Annotated in this window: 12 protein-coding genes and 2 rRNA genes; 5 read left to right on the top strand and 9 right to left on the bottom strand. The window is 44.2% G+C overall.

Annotated features, from left to right (window positions below):
* Positions 1-84 precede the first annotated feature (84 nt).
* The 3 genes from AM592_RS18895 to AM592_RS18890 all read right to left on the bottom strand — a co-directional run bounded on the left by AM592_RS18895 (position 85) and on the right by AM592_RS18890 (position 4,744).
* Positions 85-3,014, bottom strand: a 23S ribosomal RNA gene (locus tag AM592_RS18895).
* A 40-nt stretch (positions 3,015-3,054) separates the two neighbouring features.
* Positions 3,055-3,183, bottom strand: a complete 129-nt coding sequence (locus tag AM592_RS25060; protein ID WP_264080142.1) for a hypothetical protein — start codon at positions 3,181-3,183, stop codon at positions 3,055-3,057.
* Positions 3,184-3,192: 9 nt separating this feature from the next.
* Positions 3,193-4,744 (bottom strand): 16S ribosomal RNA (locus AM592_RS18890).
* The 16S and 23S rRNA genes sit together here, the layout of an rRNA operon.
* Before the next feature lie 325 nt (positions 4,745-5,069).
* Between AM592_RS18890 and pdaB the strand changes: the two genes are divergently transcribed.
* On the top strand, positions 5,070-5,834 hold the full coding sequence (pdaB, locus tag AM592_RS18885; protein WP_098945259.1) for a polysaccharide deacetylase family sporulation protein PdaB: 765 nt from the start codon (positions 5,070-5,072) through the stop codon (positions 5,832-5,834).
* Positions 5,835-5,954: 120 nt separating this feature from the next.
* Here the strand turns inward: pdaB and AM592_RS18880 are convergent, their stop codons facing one another.
* Positions 5,955-6,575, bottom strand: coding sequence for a KinB-signaling pathway activation protein (locus AM592_RS18880; RefSeq protein WP_053605222.1), 621 nt, complete (start codon positions 6,573-6,575; stop codon positions 5,955-5,957).
* Positions 6,576-6,590: 15 nt separating this feature from the next.
* Positions 6,591-6,743: a hypothetical protein gene (locus AM592_RS24800; protein ID WP_225970424.1), complete on the bottom strand. Its 153-nt coding sequence runs from the start codon at positions 6,741-6,743 to the stop codon at positions 6,591-6,593.
* Between AM592_RS24800 and gerD the strand changes: the two genes are divergently transcribed.
* A complete protein-coding gene (gene gerD, locus AM592_RS18875; protein WP_053605221.1) occupies positions 6,688-7,296 on the top strand; it encodes a spore germination lipoprotein GerD in 609 nt (202 codons plus the stop codon). The two genes, AM592_RS24800 and gerD, sit on opposite strands and share 56 nt — an antisense overlap.
* A gap of 232 nt (positions 7,297-7,528) precedes the next feature.
* Here the strand turns inward: gerD and AM592_RS18870 are convergent, their stop codons facing one another.
* The 4 genes from AM592_RS18870 to AM592_RS18855 form a co-directional block, all read right to left on the bottom strand.
* Positions 7,529-8,578 carry an Mrp/NBP35 family ATP-binding protein gene (locus tag AM592_RS18870; protein ID WP_053605220.1) on the bottom strand — a complete coding sequence of 350 codons (1,050 nt, stop codon included), beginning with the start codon at positions 8,576-8,578 and terminating at the stop codon, positions 7,529-7,531.
* A gap of 115 nt (positions 8,579-8,693) precedes the next feature.
* Positions 8,694-9,749 carry an alkene reductase gene (locus AM592_RS18865; RefSeq protein WP_053605219.1) on the bottom strand — a complete coding sequence of 352 codons (1,056 nt, stop codon included), beginning with the start codon at positions 9,747-9,749 and terminating at the stop codon, positions 8,694-8,696.
* A gap of 108 nt (positions 9,750-9,857) precedes the next feature.
* A complete protein-coding gene (gene cwlD, locus AM592_RS18860) occupies positions 9,858-10,571 on the bottom strand; it encodes an N-acetylmuramoyl-L-alanine amidase CwlD (RefSeq protein ID WP_053605218.1) in 714 nt (237 codons plus the stop codon).
* 59 nt (positions 10,572-10,630) lie between these two features.
* Positions 10,631-11,071, bottom strand: a complete 441-nt coding sequence (locus tag AM592_RS18855; RefSeq protein WP_053605217.1) for a DUF2521 family protein — start codon at positions 11,069-11,071, stop codon at positions 10,631-10,633.
* A gap of 118 nt (positions 11,072-11,189) precedes the next feature.
* Between AM592_RS18855 and AM592_RS18850 the strand changes: the two genes are divergently transcribed.
* The 3 genes from AM592_RS18850 to AM592_RS18840 all read left to right on the top strand — a co-directional run bounded on the left by AM592_RS18850 (position 11,190) and on the right by AM592_RS18840 (position 19,486).
* Positions 11,190-11,651 (top strand): DinB family protein, encoded by a 462-nt coding sequence (locus AM592_RS18850; protein WP_053605216.1) that lies wholly within the window; start codon positions 11,190-11,192, stop codon positions 11,649-11,651.
* A 262-nt stretch (positions 11,652-11,913) separates the two neighbouring features.
* Complete coding sequence (locus tag AM592_RS18845) at positions 11,914-13,110, top strand: ROK family transcriptional regulator (protein WP_053605215.1); 1,197 nt, start codon at positions 11,914-11,916, stop codon at positions 13,108-13,110.
* A gap of 112 nt (positions 13,111-13,222) precedes the next feature.
* Positions 13,223-19,486 (top strand): TIM-barrel domain-containing protein, encoded by a 6,264-nt coding sequence (locus tag AM592_RS18840; protein WP_053605214.1) that lies wholly within the window; start codon positions 13,223-13,225, stop codon positions 19,484-19,486.
* Positions 19,487-19,585: the final 99 nt, after the last annotated feature.

The raw sequence follows: 19,585 nt of genomic DNA, 5'->3' as shown, positions 1-19,585 counted from the left end.
TCTTGGGTTCGATAAGTGAACCGTAAGAGAGATATGTTCTCTCAAAACTGGATAACGTGGGGAGTATATGACATTCAATTAAACTAGGTTAAGTCCTCGATCGATTAGTATCTGTCAGCTCCATGTGTCACCACACGTCCACCTCAGACCTATCTACCTGATCATCTTTCAGGGATCTTACTTCCATAGGGAATGGGAAATCTCATCTTGAGGGGGGCTTCATGCTTAGATGCTTTCAGCACTTATCCCGTCCGCACATAGCTACCCAGCGATGCCCTTGGCAGAACAACTGGTACACCAGCGGTGCGTCCATCCCGGTCCTCTCGTACTAAGGACAGCTCCTCTCAAATTTCCTGCGCCCACGACGGATAGGGACCGAACTGTCTCACGACGTTCTGAACCCAGCTCGCGTACCGCTTTAATGGGCGAACAGCCCAACCCTTGGGACCGACTACAGCCCCAGGATGCGATGAGCCGACATCGAGGTGCCAAACCTCCCCGTCGATGTGGACTCTTGGGGGAGATAAGCCTGTTATCCCCGGGGTAGCTTTTATCCGTTGAGCGATGGCCCTTCCATGCGGAACCACCGGATCACTAAGCCCGACTTTCGTCCCTGCTCGACTTGTAGGTCTCGCAGTCAAGCTCCCTTGTGCCTTTACACTCTGCGAATGATTTCCAACCATTCTGAGGGAACCTTTGGGCGCCTCCGTTACATTTTAGGAGGCGACCGCCCCAGTCAAACTGCCCACCTGACACTGTCTCCCCGCCCGATAAGGGCGGCGGGTTAGAAGGTCAATACAGCCAGGGTAGTATCCCACCGATGCCTCCACCGAAGCTGGCGCTCCGGTTTCAAAGGCTCCTACCTATCCTGTACAAGCTGTACCAACATTCAATATCAGGCTGCAGTAAAGCTCCACGGGGTCTTTCCGTCCTGTCGCGGGTAACCTGCATCTTCACAGGTACTATAATTTCACCGAGTCTCTCGTTGAGACAGTGCCCAGATCGTTGCGCCTTTCGTGCGGGTCGGAACTTACCCGACAAGGAATTTCGCTACCTTAGGACCGTTATAGTTACGGCCGCCGTTTACTGGGGCTTCAGTTCGCACCTTCGCTTACGCTAAGCGCTCCCCTTAACCTTCCAGCACCGGGCAGGCGTCAGCCCCTATACTTCGCCTTGCGGCTTCGCAGAGACCTGTGTTTTTGCTAAACAGTCGCCTGGGCCTATTCACTGCGGCTTCTCGGGGCTATTCACCCTAAGAAGCACCCCTTCTCCCGAAGTTACGGGGTCATTTTGCCGAGTTCCTTAACGAGAGTTCTCTCGATCACCTTAGGATTCTCTCCTCGCCTACCTGTGTCGGTTTGCGGTACGGGCACCATTTTCCTCGCTAGAGGCTTTTCTTGGCAGTGTGGAATCAGGAACTTCGCTACTAAAATTTCACTCGCCATCACAGCTCAGCCTGATAAGGAAACGGATTTACCTATCTCCTTAGCCTAACTGCTTGGACGCGGATATCCAACACCGCGCTTACCCTATCCTCCTGCGTCCCCCCATTGCTCAAACGGAAAGGAGGTGGTACAGGAATATCAACCTGTTGTCCATCGCCTACGCCTTTCGGCCTCGGCTTAGGTCCCGACTAACCCTGAGCGGACGAGCCTTCCTCAGGAAACCTTAGGCATTCGGTGGAGGGGATTCTCACCCCTCTTTCGCTACTCATACCGGCATTCTCACTTCTAAGCGCTCCACCAGTCCTTCCGGTCTGGCTTCACAGCCCTTAGAACGCTCTCCTACCACTGTTCGAAGAACAGTCCGCAGCTTCGGTGATACGTTTAGCCCCGGTACATTTTCGGCGCAGAGTCACTCGACCAGTGAGCTATTACGCACTCTTTAAATGGTGGCTGCTTCTAAGCCAACATCCTGGTTGTCTGAGCAACTCCACATCCTTTTCCACTTAACGTATACTTTGGGACCTTAGCTGGCGGTCTGGGCTGTTTCCCTTTCGACTACGGATCTTATCACTCGCAGTCTGACTCCCAAGGATAAGTATTTGGCATTCGGAGTTTGACTGAATTCGGTAACCCGGTAGGGGCCCCTCGTCCAATCAGTGCTCTACCTCCAATACTCTTACCTTGAGGCTAGCCCTAAAGCTATTTCGGAGAGAACCAGCTATCTCCAGGTTCGATTGGCATTTCACCCCTACCCACACCTCATCCCCGCACTTTTCAACGTGCGTGGGTTCGGGCCTCCATTCAGTGTTACCTGAACTTCACCCTGGACATGGGTAGATCACCTGGTTTCGGGTCTACGACCACGTACTCATGCGCCCTATTCAGACTCGCTTTCGCTGCGGCTCCGTCTCTTCAACTTAACCTTGCACGGGATCGTAACTCGCCGGTTCATTCTACAAAAGGCACGCCATCACCCGTTAACGGGCTCTGACTACTTGTAGGCACACGGTTTCAGGATCTCTTTCACTCCCCTTCCGGGGTGCTTTTCACCTTTCCCTCACGGTACTGGTTCACTATCGGTCACTAGGGAGTATTTAGCCTTGGGAGATGGTCCTCCCGGATTCCGACGGGATTCCTCGTGTCCCGCCGTACTCAGGATCCACTTGGGAGGGAACGGACTTTCAACTACAGGGTTGTTACCTTCTTTGACGGGCCTTTCCAGACCTCTTCATCTACCCCGTTCCTTTGTAACTCCATATCAAGTGTCCTACAACCCCAAGAGGCAAGCCTCTTGGTTTGGGCTAATCCCGTTTCGCTCGCCGCTACTTAGGGAATCGCGTTTGCTTTCTCTTCCTCCGGGTACTTAGATGTTTCAGTTCCCCGGGTCTGCCTTCTTATCTCTATGAATTCAAGATAAGATTCTGTTCCATTACGAACAGAGGGTTTCCCCATTCGGAAATCTCCGGATCAAAGCTTGCTTACAGCTCCCCGAAGCATATCGGTGTTCGTTCCGTCCTTCATCGGCTCCTAGTGCCAAGGCATCCACCGTGCGCCCTTTCTAACTTAACCGTTAGATCGAACTTACTACAAAAAAATCAATGTGAATGTCTTACTCTTTCGTTATCCAGTTTTCAAAGAACATCATCTTCATTTGAAGGAATGATCCTTCAAAACTAAACAAGATCGTACGTACCTGTCCCGAGGAAGCTCTCGGGAGAGCTCCCTCGTTTCCGTTCATTATCCTTAGAAAGGAGGTGATCCAGCCGCACCTTCCGATACGGCTACCTTGTTACGACTTCACCCCAATCATCTGCCCCACCTTCGGCGGCTGGCTCCAAATGGTTACCTCACCGACTTCGGGTGTTGCAAACTCTCGTGGTGTGACGGGCGGTGTGTACAAGGCCCGGGAACGTATTCACCGCGGCATGCTGATCCGCGATTACTAGCGATTCCAGCTTCATGCAGGCGAGTTGCAGCCTGCAATCCGAACTGAGAACAGATTTGTGGGATTGGCTAAACCTTGCGGTCTCGCAGCCCTTTGTTCTGCCCATTGTAGCACGTGTGTAGCCCAGGTCATAAGGGGCATGATGATTTGACGTCATCCCCACCTTCCTCCGGTTTGTCACCGGCAGTCACCTTAGAGTGCCCAACTGAATGCTGGCAACTAAGATCAAGGGTTGCGCTCGTTGCGGGACTTAACCCAACATCTCACGACACGAGCTGACGACAACCATGCACCACCTGTCACTCTGTCCCCGAAGGGAAAGCCCTATCTCTAGGGTGATCAGAGGATGTCAAGACCTGGTAAGGTTCTTCGCGTTGCTTCGAATTAAACCACATGCTCCACCGCTTGTGCGGGCCCCCGTCAATTCCTTTGAGTTTCAGTCTTGCGACCGTACTCCCCAGGCGGAGTGCTTAATGCGTTTGCTGCAGCACTAAAGGGCGGAAACCCTCTAACACTTAGCACTCATCGTTTACGGCGTGGACTACCAGGGTATCTAATCCTGTTCGCTCCCCACGCTTTCGCGCCTCAGCGTCAGTTACAGACCAGAGAGTCGCCTTCGCCACTGGTGTTCCTCCACATCTCTACGCATTTCACCGCTACACGTGGAATTCCACTCTCCTCTTCTGCACTCAAGTTCCCCAGTTTCCAATGACCCTCCCCGGTTGAGCCGGGGGCTTTCACATCAGACTTAAAGAACCGCCTGCGCGCGCTTTACGCCCAATAATTCCGGACAACGCTTGCCACCTACGTATTACCGCGGCTGCTGGCACGTAGTTAGCCGTGGCTTTCTGGTCAGGTACCGTCAAGGTACCGGCTTATTCAACCGGCACGTGTTCTTCCCTGACAACAGAGCTTTACGATCCGAAAACCTTCATCACTCACGCGGCGTTGCTCCGTCAGACTTTCGTCCATTGCGGAAGATTCCCTACTGCTGCCTCCCGTAGGAGTCTGGGCCGTGTCTCAGTCCCAGTGTGGCCGATCACCCTCTCAGGTCGGCTACGCATCGTTGCCTTGGTGAGCCGTTACCTCACCAACTAGCTAATGCGCCGCGGGTCCATCTGTAAGTGGTAGCACAAGTGCCACCTTTGATCACAAAACCATGCGGTTTCGTGACGCATCCGGTATTAGCCCCGGTTTCCCGGAGTTATCCCGATCTTACAGGCAGGTTACCCACGTGTTACTCACCCGTCCGCCGCTAACCTTTCGGAGGCAAGCCTCCAAAGGTCCGCTCGACTTGCATGTATTAGGCACGCCGCCAGCGTTCGTCCTGAGCCAGGATCAAACTCTCCAATAAAAGTTTGACTGACTACGCATAGTCGCCTATGCGATTTTTTTAAAACATTTAGAATTAACAGGTACGTTTGTCTTGTTTAGTTTTCAAAGATCATTTCCGCTCTCAGCGGCTTTAATAATATATCATTTCTCATCCTTTAATGTCAACCATTTTTTTTGCTTGGAATCGAAATTTTTCGCTCGTTTATCAGCGACGAATAATAATATAACATGGCTAAATCATATCGTCAATCATTATTTTAAAATAAATTTAGAATTTCTTGTTATGATCTATTCTCGCTTCTCATATGATGAACTAAACATCTAGGACAAGGGGGAATCTCTCTGTGACCGGCTTCTATGTATGGCGGATGAAACGAATCAAGCAAATACTTATTATTATAATAGCCGCTTTTGCAACAGCCTGCTTTTTTTATATTCAAAATCTCGTGCCGATTCCGGTATTCTCAACAGAAAACGGACCTAAGGCCGTTTACCGCGGAGAAACAAAATCTAATGAAGTGGCACTTACATTTAATATAGGATGGGGAGACGAAAAAGCGCTCCCGATTTTGGATGCTTTAAAAGCAAACAATTTAAAAAATGCAACATTCTTTTTATCTGCATCTTGGGCAGAACGCCACCCTGAAATTGTTAAACGGATAAAAGAAGATGGACATCAAATAGGAAGCCTGGGATATTCCTATCAAAATTATTCTTCAATGGAGGACAAGGAGATAAAAAAGGATCTCGTTCGGGCGCAAAACTCATTCCAAAAGCTTGGACTTGATGATATCACTCTTTTAAGGCCGCCAACCGGTCAATTTAATGAGAATGTTTTAAAAATAGCACAGCAATATGGATTAACAGTCGTTCACTATAGCATTAATTCTAACGATTGGACGAATCCCGGCGTCGAAAAAATCGTCCAAAACGTGAATGAATCAATCGGGAGCGGCGACATTGTTTTGCTTCACGCATCAGATTCCGCTAAACAAACAAAAGATGCCTTGCCAAATATATTGAGCCACCTTCAAAACGAAGGATTAAAAAATGTTCCTGTCAGTGATCTGATCGCGAACACCGACGCGAATTCTTCGGAAGTCAATTAGATCACGTCATATGAAAGCTTGCTTACCCGCCCCTCTTTTCTTGCTTCAAGCGCAAAGTCTGAAGCGGCTTTGTGAGTTTCTTATTGATATGAGCATCTTACTAAAAAAGCACCGACAAAGCTACATTGCAGCGGTGCTTTTCCCTTTCTTTTTTTCAATAAACCTTGGCAATACAAGGAGCTGGTAAGCATTGCATCCTAATAACGGAAAAAGCATTAAGTACAGCCAGCTCTCCTCGTTTACCCTTAACGCAGGGAACCACTCTATTACCGAGATGACAACCATTAAAAAGAGCGCGGAAACGAACGTATTCTTCGATGATTGCTGGTGTTTGGTGTATGCTACAGCAGCCCCGAACAACAATATAAACAATGGGAGCCACAAAAAAGGAACGACCGATTCTCCGTTTCCAAAAGCGATGTACCTCAGATAGACCAAATCAAATAGAACAAAAAGAATAAGAACGACTTGAATCGAATTCCAGAGAGAAAATGATTTCAATATTTCTAAAGCAAAGCGATGAATCGTTAAATAAACGACAAACCCCATCTGACTAATTACGCTAAAGATAAAGCCTACACCCGTAAACCAGAAGGCTACAGACAGAATCTCCAGCACATCAAACGAAACAAACAACTCCTGATATCTTTCCCATTGCAAAGCGAAACCAATAATAATGGTGATTATCGCTCCAATCCCAAGCGTAGAAAAGAATAATTTTACAATTCCCCGGCTTTTCATATGTAATCCCAACCCCTAAAAGAACTGCTGTCTTAGCAGTTTATCGTATGAATAATTTAACGGAATAACCCTCATATTATGTGTAAGAACAGTTTTTGAAAGGAGCTTAAAGATGGCAATAAGGGTTTGTCTTCTATCGATAAGCTGTTTTCTTATAATAACAGCCACAGCTTGTGCTCCTAGGAACCAAGCATCTGAAATGGATTATGAGCAGACAAAAAAGATGATTGTGGACATTTTGAAAACAGACGATGGAAAAAAAGCGATCCAAGAGTTGCTGAATGATGAACAAATGAATGAAACTCTTGTAATGGATCAGCAAACAGTGAAAGAAACAGTGGAAAAAACTTTAACTTCAGATAAAGGCAAAGCCTTTTGGCAGAAAATTTTTGAAGATGAAAAGTTTGCTGAAAGCTTCGCCAAAACATTGCAAAAAGAACACGAAACGGTCATTAAGCAATTGATGAAGGATCCCGATTACCAAAAAACGCTGATTCAAGTGCTCAAAGACCCCGAAATGGAGAAAACTTACGCTGACCTTGTCCAAAGCCAGCAATTCCGGACTCATCTAGAGCAGGTCATAACTGAAACACTATCCAGCCCTTTGTTTAAAAAGAAATTCAATGAAGAATTAAAAAAAGCAGCTCAATCTGGTTCCGGCGGCGGGGGCGGTGAGGGCGGAGGCGGAGGCAATCAGCAAGGCGGCGGACAAGGCCAATAAAGCTCCCTCCTTCATAACCTCTTTGCTGGACAAACAGCAATCCGCTCGTAAATCGGGCGGATTTATCCCTCATTAACGGGCAGTACCCCTACTTAAAGGGCTTTAGGTCATCCTGAGAAGTCAGAACAAATGTCCGTACACCTAACAATCAGCGGGGGAGTAATGTATGAATGATATGTATCGACACCCCTACTAATTGCAGGTTTACTAATTTATCCCGCAAACTCTCCTATTAAACCACCTTTTCATCCACTTTTTTAGCGATATCCATATAGATTTCTCCAATTGGGTGGCTGCGGTCATAAACAGATGGAGCAAAATGCTCTTCATCCCAGTCCGGCTGACGTAACGGAATCTTTCCAAGCAAAGGAACGCTCAGTTCTTCGGCCAGTTTTTCTCCGCCTCCTTTTCCAAATACGTATTCTTTTTCTCCGGTTTTTACGCTTTCGTAATAGGCCATATTCTCTATTACGCCTAACACCTCATGCTCTGTTTTGATAGCCATGGCGCCTGCACGTGCCGCTACAAATGCCGCTGTCGGGTGCGGAGTAGACACAATAATTTCTTTGCTTGATGGAAGCATCGTGTGAACATCTAGAGCGACGTCTCCCGTTCCCGGCGGAAGATCCAGAATGAGATAATCGAGCTCTCCCCAGTCCACCTCATTGAAAAAATTGTTCAGCATTTTGCCAAGCATCGGCCCTCTCCAAACAACCGGTGCGTTTTCTTCAACGAAAAAACCCATAGACATAACTTTTACCCCAAATCGTTCGACTGGAATAATTCGATCCCCTTCTATGGTCGGCCTAACGGTAATTCCCATCATATCAGGGACACTAAATCCGTAAATATCGGCATCCACCAAGCCTATCTTTTTTCCCATCCGGGCAAGGGCGATTGCCAAATTGACGGATACCGTTGACTTGCCTACCCCTCCTTTGCCGCTTGCTACCGCTAAATATACCGGCTGTTTATCTGATGACAAAAGAGTCTTGCTTTCAGTTGTTCCCTCTATATACTTAGAGATAATCTCTTCAGGCAGCTCTTCAAAACGGATACCGACTGTATTCACTCCAGCTTCTTTTAATGTATTTACAATACTTTGCTGAAGCTGCATCTGCTCCGCTGTTCCCGTCTTTGCTAAAGCAACCTTAACACTGACATGATTTTTCTCCGGCTTGATTTTGATTTCTTTAATAGCGTCCAGCTCATTAAGCGGCTTATGTAGAAAAGGCTCGGATAATTCCCCTACTAGCTTTTTAACATCATCTTCTCGTAACATTCGAACCCCTCCCCTAATAGTGAATTCGTTTACATATAATTATATCATATCGTTGAATACCATCCCATTCTATTTAAAAATCCCTTCCAATTTCAGAAGGGATTTTTAAGTCAGATTAAACAAGACTCATTAAATGCCTTTTCGGATCAAAATTTTCAAGCCGCTCCCCATTTTTCAATTTATGAAGATAATCAGGATTTGAAATTAACGGGCGGCCGAATGCGGCAACATCGATGATTCCTTTTTCAAGATAAGCCTCTGCCTTTTCCGGCGTTAACAGGCCAACTCCAATAATCGGGCCATCCCAATATTTTCGGGTTAAATCATATAACGTCTGATTTTCGGCAAAATGCTCATCAGCGTCTTGAGCGGAAGGATGAAGAATTCGAATGCCTACCTCCTTGAATGCATCAGTAAAAATTTTAATCGTTTCATCTGCGTCTTCCCATCTGTAATTGGGTGCATCTACTTTATGCGCTGAAAAACGGATAATTGTACGGTCAGCTCCTATTGCATCGATAACCGCTCGAATAACCTCTTTCATAAAGGTTAACCTCTGGGTGAGGTCTCCCCCGTATTCATCCGTTCGTTTATTGGAAATGTCACTGTTGAATTGGTCAATTAAGTAGCCGTGGGCGCCGTGAATTTCTACTCCGTCAAAACCTGCCTCAACAGCATTTCGAGCTGCCTGTGCATACTGCTCTACCACCCGTTTGATGTCTTCCTTCGTCATTTCCTCGGGCTGTGCGAAAGGTTCTCGGAAACGCGGAACCGTTCCTTCAGCAGCAATCGCAGATGGAGCTTCTGGCAACTCTCCTCCAATCAATTCTGGATGAGACAACCGCCCGACATGCCAGATTTGCGCTGCAATCGATCCGCCTTCCTTATGAACGGCTTCCGTAACTTTCTTCCATGCTTGGATTTGTTCATTTGTATAGATACCCGGTAATCCCAGAGTTCCCTTTGCACGATTACTGATGACTACTCCCTCGGTGATAATTAAACCAATTCCATCAGCAGCCCGCCTCCGGTAATATTCCACGACATCATCTCCAATAACGCCAGTTTCATTATCAGCAAAAGTGCGGGTCATCGGAGCCATCGCTGTTCTGGTTTTTAATTCAAAAGCACCTATTTTAGCAGGTTCAAATAACTTTTTATAATGAGTCATAAAATATCTCCCCTTTGTTTAAAAAGAATCTAACCTTACTATAAATTGGCAAATCGTTTGTGACAATTTAAATGCTTGAGGTGCGCTTTTTATGTAAAAAAGCCCTCCTTATTCGGGAGGGTCTCCTTTTTCCGTTAAGTAACGAAGAATTCCTTCGTAAATGGATGCCGCTATTTGGTCTTGATAATTTGGCTGAGAAAGCTGCTTTGCTTCTCCCGGATTTGATAAAAAACCAATTTCAACAAGCGCCCCGGGTTTTTTCACATTTTGCATCAAGTAAATGCCGTGAATCCTCTTTGCTTTACGATCTGTATTTTCCAAATTTCTTCTCAGCTCATCCTGGACAAACTTGGCTAGCTTTTCATTCTCTTCATACTTTCCATAATAGAAGCTTTGGGCACCGCTCCATTTTGCAGAGGGAATTGCGTTCAAATGGATACTTAGGTACATGTCCGCCTCCGATTCATTAATCATCTTTACCCGGCTTCTTAAATCCTCTGCCTTTCGTTTGCTATAGCCTTTCATCTCCGCAGGCGCAAGATCACGGTCGTCCTCTCTCGTCATCAAGACTAACGCCCCTTGCTCTTGAAGGTAATCCTTAATCTTCAAACTGACATTAAGCGCGATGTCCTTCTCTTGCAAATCACTGCCGCTTGCACCACCGTCAGGTCCGCCATGCCCGGGATCCAAGTATATGATTTTCCCTGAAAGCGGTAGATTCCACGGCTTCCACGACGAGTCATTCGTAAATTGATATTGAAATATAAACAATAGCGCGACAAAACCGATTAAAAAAACAAACCATTTCAGCCTCTTTTTCATACTACCCCTCCCCGCCTGTCCATTACTTTCATCTTATGGGACAAGGGAAGGAAATATGATTAGCGCAATCGAAGCTTCAGACGTTTTTTCCCGGCAGAAAAACCTTCGATCCACCAGCTCCTAATAAATTGCTCACACTCAATGTAAAGGGATTCTTCATTTAGATAGACGCGAAAAGCATCAGACCAATGATAGATGTATTCATAAAAGTCATGCTGCAATTCTCTTTCCTCTTTCTCAGAACGAACCACAGCCATTTGTGCAGACTCTCCATAGTAGCCAAATTTACCGAAGCTTGCACCCAGCAAAAATGCTTCGATGGCAAAATCAACGCAGCCATCTTTGATGTATGTGGAATCCTCCACTAAATGAAAGATCGATCTAAAGCAGAGATCTACAGACGAGATAATTTTCTCAAGAGAAAGCTCGCGCAGCATACTTTGCTCGTATTGCCGGTCCTTCTTTCTTTTTTTATCTGCAAAGGACAAAACGCCCTCCATTGGAATCGCCTCCTTCTTTAGCATTTATTTTGATCTCGCCATTAGCAATTCATGCTTGCTAAATAAGAGGAAATGGGAGGAACAAAGCGAAAAATATAGAAACAGGAGGGATTTTTTCATGAAAATTTTATTTGAATACAACTGGGAAGTTCGAGACGAGTGGCTGGAATGGTGCAAGAAGCTTTCACCCGAAGAATTGATGAAAAAAAGAACAGGCGGAGTGGGAAGCATTTTAAAGACAATGTTCCATATTATCGACGTCGAAATAAGCTGGATTTATGCCATTTTAGAAAAAGAGGATTTCCAACCAGAATATAACGATTATCAGGAGCTTGAAAAGGTCGTTGAGTTTTCTAAAATGTACCGTGATGAAATGCGGGAAGCGGTGCTGCATATTCTAAAGGATCCGGATGCCCACTTGTACATACCTTGGTGGAATCAAACCTTCGCAAAAGGAGTTATTTTAAGGCATGTAATCGCCCACGAAATTCATCATGTGGGACAGCTATCCGTTTGGGCTCGAGAAATTGGCACTGAACCGGTTTCAGCAACTCTTTTGAACAGAAAATGCATAAGCTAGGTCCGATATATCTGAATAATAGTGATAAATCAGACTCGATCTTCTACCAGATTGTCGGCCCCATTTTATTTTATTGCAGCACCGATGCTGTACATAAAAAGGGAAAAGACAAAAGCCTTTTAAACAAAAATTTTCATCTGCTTATTCGTTGAACATGGGATAAAGGATCTGTATTTTGAATTCTCTGAAATTTATCTTGTATCACTCATTCAATCATGTTAAATTTATGAAGAAAAAATGGCAGGAAAGAAGAGTGTAGGGAATGAACTTGCTCAGAAACGGAAGTAAGGATCTTATTAAAGAACTGAACCGCTCCATCGTGATTAATATGGTCCGCCTCCAAGGAAATCTTTCACGCACCGAAATAGCGAAGGAAACCGGACTGGGTTTATCAACAGTTACAAATATTATCGATGAACTTATTAAGGCGGGCCTTGTCTCCGAGATTGGAACTGGAGATTCAAATGGAGGCAGGAAGCCTGTATTGTTAAAATTCAATGGAGATTTTGGAATTATTGCCGGTTTGAAAATAGAGCCAAATCAAGTGAAGATGTGCCTATCTAACTTGGAGGGCAAGATCTTACATAAAGCTCATTTTTCTTATACTCTCAAGGAATCGAACCAATTATCAACGTTAATTATTGAAAAATTAGAGCATTTTATTGAGCATAATGTATGCGCTTCCAAATTAGCGGGAGTTGGCATTGCCACACCGGGGTTAACAGACCGGGAAAGCAATGAAGTTGTCTATTCGCCCATATTAAAGGTAGATCATGGGGATTTGAAGCCTATTGGCACTCACTTTAATGTCCCTTTGATTATTGATAATGATGCAAATGTATTCGCACTTGCTGAAAAGTGGATAGGCATAGGAAGAGAATACAGAAACTTCATTGGCATAACAGTAGGTGCCGGTGTAGGAGCAGGAATTGTCATTGATAACATGTTGTTCCGCGGAGCCTTTGGCGGAGCCGGAGAGTTAGGCCATATCACGATTCAAAAGGGAGACCGCATCTGTTATTGCGGGCAGCGAGGTTGTTTAGAACTATATGCTTCTGATGCTTTTCTTGTAAATGAAGTGAAACGAATGGTCCAGGTTGGCACTCCTACATTATTAGCGTCGGATACTCCCATTACACCAGAGAATATCTTCTTGGCAGCGCACAAAGGAGACCCATATGTACAGGAATTGTTGGAGAAGCAAGGAGAAAACTTAGCAATAGGCATAAAGAGCATGATACATCTATTTAATCCAGAAGCCGTCATTTTAGGCGGGGAAGGAATGAGAGGAGGCGATTTTCTACTAAAAGGTATTCAAAAAGAGCTGGCTGTCCACTTTTTCGTAAAACATCCTCGCAAACTTCAGTTTCACACCTCGCAGCTAGGCGATGATGTATGGTTAATTGGTGCGTGTGCCTTAGTTGTTAGTAATCTATTTAAAGTCCCAATTTACAAATAATAAAGTTTCATATTGTGCAGTTACTTCATTCACTGAATAAAGTAACTGTTCCAACCAATTTTGATAACGCTTACACCATGTTCTATGGACCAAAAAAATGGGGAGGAAAAACATGCGGAGACACAGTTATTTTCAGAAAGTCATGAAACTATTGCTTATTATTTCATTGGTTTTTTCTGCGTTTACAGTTCGTTCTGCGTTTGCAAGAGATAGTGAGTTTACTAGACAAGGTTCAGGGCCGATGTACTGGATTACATATGAACATCAATTTGGAAAAGATGTATTCATGCCGGAACATCGTTTAAAAGATAACGTTGATTGGATGGCAAAAAATTTCCGTTCTTACGGTTACGACATGATTAGTACTGATGGATGGATCGAAGGGTCAACGTTATTAAACGAAAACGGTTATGTAGTATCGCATAATGATCGATGGATGAGTGACCCGATTTATATGGATGGCCGCGATAAACCATATCTTAAGCCAGGGACATTATTTAACGGTGACTTTGAATACGCGACTACTGAAGGTTGGAATATCAAAGGAAACGCCGATTCTGGAGTCGATAAATCTGGTGCCCGTAATAACTTTAAGTTTTATTTTTATAAAAACGAACCTTTTAATGGTTCCGCGAGTCAAACTGTGACCGGGCTGGAGAAGAATAAAACCTATCGTCTTTCTGCTTGGGCAACTTTAGGTGATTTTTCCGGCTCAAACCAATTTACCGATGAGACAATAGGAAGTTTTGTTGAAATGAAGATCAGTCAGGATGGGAAAGTAGTAAAGAAGGTACCAATCGAGCTAAGCTCTAGTTATAAAAACTATACAATCGACGTGGCATCGGTTGGAGAAGATATGACGGTTGAATTTGTCATTGATTCCAAACGAGGAAACGCTTCTTTTCAGCTTGATGATATCACCTTTGCAGCTGTAGATCAGGATCAACCTTCAATTCCTGATGAAAATGTCGTGGTAAATGGCGGCTTTGAGCAGTCTGAAACAGAAGGATGGACATATGAAGGTGACTTTGCCCACGGCCGAAATGATGATCCTGAAGGAGATAAGTCGTTATGGACCTACAGCGGAAATCCGAATAAACAAATCATTTCTCAAACGGTAAAGGATTTACCAGATGGTAACTACCGTATCAGTTCCAAGGCGAAAGGAAAAAATGGTGTTGCCGACAAAGGCGCAGCATTAGAAATGAAGCTTTCTGGATACGACAAGGCTAACCCTGAAGCTACTGTAAAAAAGCCAGTCACATCAGAAAACTGGGCATCATATGCAGAGACTGTTAAAGTGACTTCAGGCCAATTAAAAATTGAATTTATTGTCGATCCTACGGAAAAACAAGTACGTGAAGCTGGAATCGATATCGACGATGTTTCCATTGTATACGACAACTGGAAGAGTTATCCGCACGAACGTTATCCAGATGGACATACATGGAAGCACTGGGCTGAATATGTGAAAGCTAAAGGAATGAAATTTGGGATCTATTATAATCCGCTTTGGATCAGCCCGGAAGTGGTAAAAAATCCGGATAAATACAAGGTTAAAGGTACAGATACACCAGTCGCTGATCTCGTGATTACAGAACCGCAAGACCTCGGCAACGGAAAAACACTTCAAGGCGATCGCTTCGATGGCGGCCAAGGAGGAGAAAGAGCTCTTTATTGGTTAAATGTTGACCATCCTGATGCCGAAAAATTTTTAAAAGGATATGTGGATTTTTTTGCTGAGCAGGGAGCCTCGTATTTACGTGTAGACTTTTTATCTTGGTATGAAAGCGGTTACGATAAAGGGTTGGGACAAATCGGGAAAGGCCATACAAGAGAACAGTATCGCAAAGCACTACAATGGATGAATGAATCCACTGAAAAGAATGATATATTCCTTAGCTTGGTTATGCCTGACTTAAATAACCACTCTGAATATGAACAACAGTACGGAGATATGATTCGAATTGATGAGGATGCTTTCAGCGGCGGTTGGGAGCATATCAGCGGACGGAGGCAAGAGTGGACAAATAGCTGGTCACAATGGGCCAATCCGTTCCAAGGTTTTACTGGATTTGCGGATATTTCAGGACGAGGATCAATGGTTAATGACGGTGACTTCTTAAAATTAAATTCGTTTAAAGGCCGTTATGCCGAGGACGAAAAGAAAACAGCAATTTCTTTATTTACCATGGCAGGCTCCCCCATTACCATTGCTGATCAATATGACACCATTGGAGATAATTATAAATATTATCAAAACCCTGAATTAATTGAATTGAACAAACTTGGTTTTGTAGGAAAACCAATCTTTTATTCAAATAAACATTATAAGAACAATGTAAGTCGCGACAGTGAACGATGGGCCGGCCAATTACCAGATGGATCTTGGGTCGTTTCTCTCTCCAATCGCAGTGATACAAGCAAAGGGCTGTCAATGGATTTCAAAAAAGACCTTGGAATCAAGGAGGAAGCGTTTACCCGGAACCTATGGGAGCATAAAGATCTCGGCTACCGCACGATGTATTCTGAAATGCTCGATCCGCATGATTCGACTGTATTGAAGCTCATTCCGAAAAACAATAAGAAAGTATATCAAACTGAAGTTGCTTCATATCAAGGAGGAGCCATCTTTGATAACGAACAAATGGGATACGATGGGTTTGGCTATCTCAAAGGGTTGGACAAAAAAGGTTCAAAAGTAACGATTGCCGTTGATATGCCTGAAGCCGGGAAATTCCCGCTTGGAATAAAGTACGGAAATGAAAATACAGAAGCTAGTACTTTATCTCTTTCTGTAGAGGATAAGAAGATGAATGTTATTGATGCAGCGACGAAAGTGTCGTTCCCGAGTACCGGTGATAAATGGGGAACTGTCGAAAAATCTGTACAGCTGAACAAGGGGGTAAATTTAATCACCCTAGAATTTACAGGTGAAGATACAGGTTCGACTTTCATTGACTCCATTCAATTCGGGACCGGTACAGGCCAGCTCGTTAACGGTGATTTTGAAATGGGCAATGAAACTGGTTGGAAAGTCAATACCTTTGGCACAACCGTTTGGCATGGTGTCGACAAAAACGATGCTTATGAAGGATATAAGCAATACTTGTATTCTCCGAATGAAGGCGGAAAAGTTTCTTCCAAACAAACGATTGTTGGATTAAAGGATGGCGAGTATAAGGTTTCGGCGATGGCCAAATTAATGCCTCATTTGGATCCGTCATTTTCAGGCGGGGTTGCTAAAATGATTGTATCTCAGCCTGGTAAAGAGAATGTTGAAGTAACGATTGAACCAAATCTAAAGGATCCAGATGGTCCTGTAAAGCAGAAGTGGAACGCTGATGAGTTCGAGTATAAAAATTTTAGCACGGACACGATTAACGTCACGGAAGGTGAATTGACTCTAGAATTTTATATGGAAGCACCTAAAGCAGATACTTCCCTGCAGCTTGATAATGTGAAGCTTCAACCAGCAGACTCTGAGGGTCCGCAGGATGCAGAGGTCCAACTGTATAACAAAGGGTTTGAGCAAGGATTCACTGGTTGGAGCCGTACCAATATGGTCAACCAGTCCACCCAATCAGCAGACGAAAAGACATTTGCACGAATTGCTGGTAAGGAAGCTTACTCATCAGATATATGGCAATTTGGCAATGCCCCTGTTGATGGAAACTATCAATTATCAATTAATACCCGGAAATCCGGAAACTTTGAAAATGCATCGCTTTATGTCACTTATTCTGGAGGGACAAAAGAAGTTCCGATTCCAGCAAGCAGTGATTGGAAAGAAGTAAAAGTCCCGAATATCCAGCTAATGGCCGGTGAAGTCGTAAAGGTTGGCGTTATCGCAGATGGCCAGGCAGGAAGTGTTCTTGATCTCGATGATGTCAAAATGATTCAGAAGGATCCAACCGAGCATCAAAATGTTTCTTTTATAGAAAGTTTAGATGAGTATGCACCGTATTCTGTTTCTGAGGATGGGAAATCGATTGTCTTGAACTCTAAGAACCAGGAAAAGATAAAAGTCGAGTTCGTTCAAGAAGATACGGCTAAAGTATGGATGGAACCGACTGGAACATTTAAGAAAAAAGATTCTTTTGTTGTCGACGGGGAGGCAGCAGATGTAGTACCAAAGGTTGCTGATAAAGGTGATTACATCTTGATTCAAACTGATAAATTGAGTCTCCGTGCTAATAAGTCTCCATTTAAGCTAGGATACTATAATGCAGCAAATACGAAAATGTTAACGGAGCATAGCGACGGAAACGGTTTAGGTTATGACGGAGATACCGGCGTTTATTCTGCCATGAATCTTGATCCAAAAGAGCATTTCTTTGGACTGGGTATGGATCGCGACTCTCAATCCTTTGACCGCAGAGGCCATAAGGTCGTGATGAACAACGGAATGAAGGGCGGATATGGCGGAAATACTTCAGATATTTCTGGTACGTTCTTAACAAGTACGAAGGGTTATGGTCTTTATTTTGATAACACCTACGAAAATGTCACGTTCGATATGGGTGCGACTGACAGCGGGAAGTATTCTTTCAGTTCACCAAACGGCGAAATGATTTACTACTTTATGGCGGGTGAAAAGGAAAATACTTTAACTGATATCATGAAAAGTTATGCGGATCTAACGGGTACCGCTCCATTGCCGCCACAATGGGCGATGGGTTATATCCAATCAAAGTATGGATATAAGAGCTGGCAAGAAGTCAATAAGATTGTTGACACATTCCGGCAAAAACAAATTCCTTTAGATGGCATGATTCTCGATGTTTATTGGGCCAAAGATAATCACTACTTTGACATGACTTGGTCTGAAGCGTTTGCTAATCCAAAAGAAAGCATGGAAGCGTTAGCGAAGAAAGGAATCAAAACGGTACCGATTGTCGATCCGTACATTCAAGTAACAGCGAGCAACTTTAACGAAGGCGATAAGAATGGATATTTTGTTAAGGATGCTTCAGGAAATACAGTGATTTATGATGCATGGTATGGGAAAGCAGGTTTAGTAGACTTCACCAATCCAAATGCAGTTGATTGGTTCAATTCACAGGTTAAAGCCCTTCATGATTCCGGTGTGAAAGGATATTGGATTGATTTGAATGAACCAGAGATTGGAACGGACTCGTTAAGGCACAAATTCACAAAAGGAAGCGCTGCAGAAATAAGAAATGTGTATGCTCTAAACGAAGCGAAGTCGTTCTATCAAGGTCATAGAAGCTACAGTGATAACCGTTTATGGAGCTTGTCTCGTTCCGGATTTTCTGGAATTCAAGAATACGGAACGACTGTATGGAGCGGAGATGTAGATGCAAGCTGGGAATCATTAAGGCACAATATGCAATTGGGATTAAGCTCTTCTATGTCAGGGATGCCTTATTTCACAACGGATATTGGTGGATTTTACGGCAAACCGACTGCAGAACTTTATACACGTTGGATGCAAGCGGGCTCATTTATGCCAATCTTCCGTGCGCATAATTGCGAATGTGGTGATCCAACAAATACAAGAGAGCCATGGGCGTATGGTTCTGAAGCAGAAGGCATCGTAAAACAAGCTATCAACCAGCGTTACAAACTGCTGCCTTACATTTATTCAGCAGCTAAGCAAATAACTGAAGGAAATGGATCTTTAATGAGGCCACTTGTCATGGATTACACAACGGATCCAAACGTATATGAAATAGAAGATCAATGGATGTTTGGTCCAAATATGCTAGTGGCACCGATTTCATTGGAAGGAATATCGAAGAGAAGTATTTATCTTCCAAAAGGTACATGGTATGACTGGAGCACCCAAAAAACGTTTGCTGGAGGACAAACCATTGAGTACGAGGCTGATTTGTCTACAATTCCTGTATTTGTGAAGGAAGGGGCGATAATTCCGCAGCGTGAGGTCCAAAATTATACAAACGAAAAACCTTCAACAGAAATAACGCTGAAAGCCTACCCAAAACAAAATGGTACAGCTTCCAGCTTTACCTTATATGAAGACGACGGCCAAACCTATAAATATGAAAACGGACAATCGGCTGATACAAAGATTACCGCAGCATCTACTGATGATACTACTTCACTTCAAATTGCAGGGATGAAAGGAAGCTTTGACGGCCGTATTCAAAAAAGAACATGGACCGCCGAAATAAAAGCCAACGCCGGGAACAAAGGAGTAGACTCCGTTAAACGAAACAAGAAAAAACTAAAGCTAGCTGCTTCCAAAGAAGCGGTTAAAACAGGGAACGACGTTTGGTACTACGATGCTAAAACAGATATGTTATATGTGAAAACGGCGCAGGTCTCAACGGATGAAGAGCAAGTGATTACTGCTAAAAAGGGAAAATCAGCGGGTAAGGATAAGAAATAGAAAACTGGAAGACTAACAACATTAATCAAACAAAAGGGAAAACTTTAGATACAGAGCTCGGACTTTGGTCCGGGCTTCTTCCTTTTTTTCACCGTGAGC

Origin of the sequence: Bacillus gobiensis (assembly GCF_001278705.1) — a bacterium.
Lineage (GTDB): Bacteria > Bacillota > Bacilli > Bacillales > Bacillaceae > Bacillus > Bacillus gobiensis.
The sequence above is the reverse complement of the archived record's forward strand: the minus strand, read 5'-3'. Positions and strand labels throughout refer to the sequence as shown.

Bases quoted from the DNA above. Each gene is read 5' to 3' on its own strand.
- AM592_RS25060 (WP_264080142.1), bottom strand. From the start codon at position 3,183: ATGAACGGAAACGAGGGAGCTCTCCCGAGAGCTTCCTCGGGACAGGTA.
- cwlD (WP_053605218.1), bottom strand. From the start codon at position 10,571: ATGAAAAAGAGGCTGAAATGGTTTGTTTTTTTAATCGGTTTTGTCGCG.
- AM592_RS18850 (WP_053605216.1), top strand. From the start codon at position 11,190: ATGAAAATTTTATTTGAATACAACTGGGAAGTTCGAGACGAGTGGCTG.
- AM592_RS18840 (WP_053605214.1), top strand. From the start codon at position 13,223: ATGCGGAGACACAGTTATTTTCAGAAAGTCATGAAACTATTGCTTATT.
- AM592_RS18865 (WP_053605219.1), bottom strand. From the start codon at position 9,749: ATGACTCATTATAAAAAGTTATTTGAACCTGCTAAAATAGGTGCTTTT.
- AM592_RS18870 (WP_053605220.1), bottom strand. From the start codon at position 8,578: ATGTTACGAGAAGATGATGTTAAAAAGCTAGTAGGGGAATTATCCGAG.
- AM592_RS18845 (WP_053605215.1), top strand. From the start codon at position 11,914: ATGAACTTGCTCAGAAACGGAAGTAAGGATCTTATTAAAGAACTGAAC.
- AM592_RS18880 (WP_053605222.1), bottom strand. From the start codon at position 6,575: ATGAAAAGCCGGGGAATTGTAAAATTATTCTTTTCTACGCTTGGGATT.
- AM592_RS18855 (WP_053605217.1), bottom strand. From the start codon at position 11,071: ATGGAGGGCGTTTTGTCCTTTGCAGATAAAAAAAGAAAGAAGGACCGG.
- gerD (WP_053605221.1), top strand. From the start codon at position 6,688: ATGGCAATAAGGGTTTGTCTTCTATCGATAAGCTGTTTTCTTATAATA.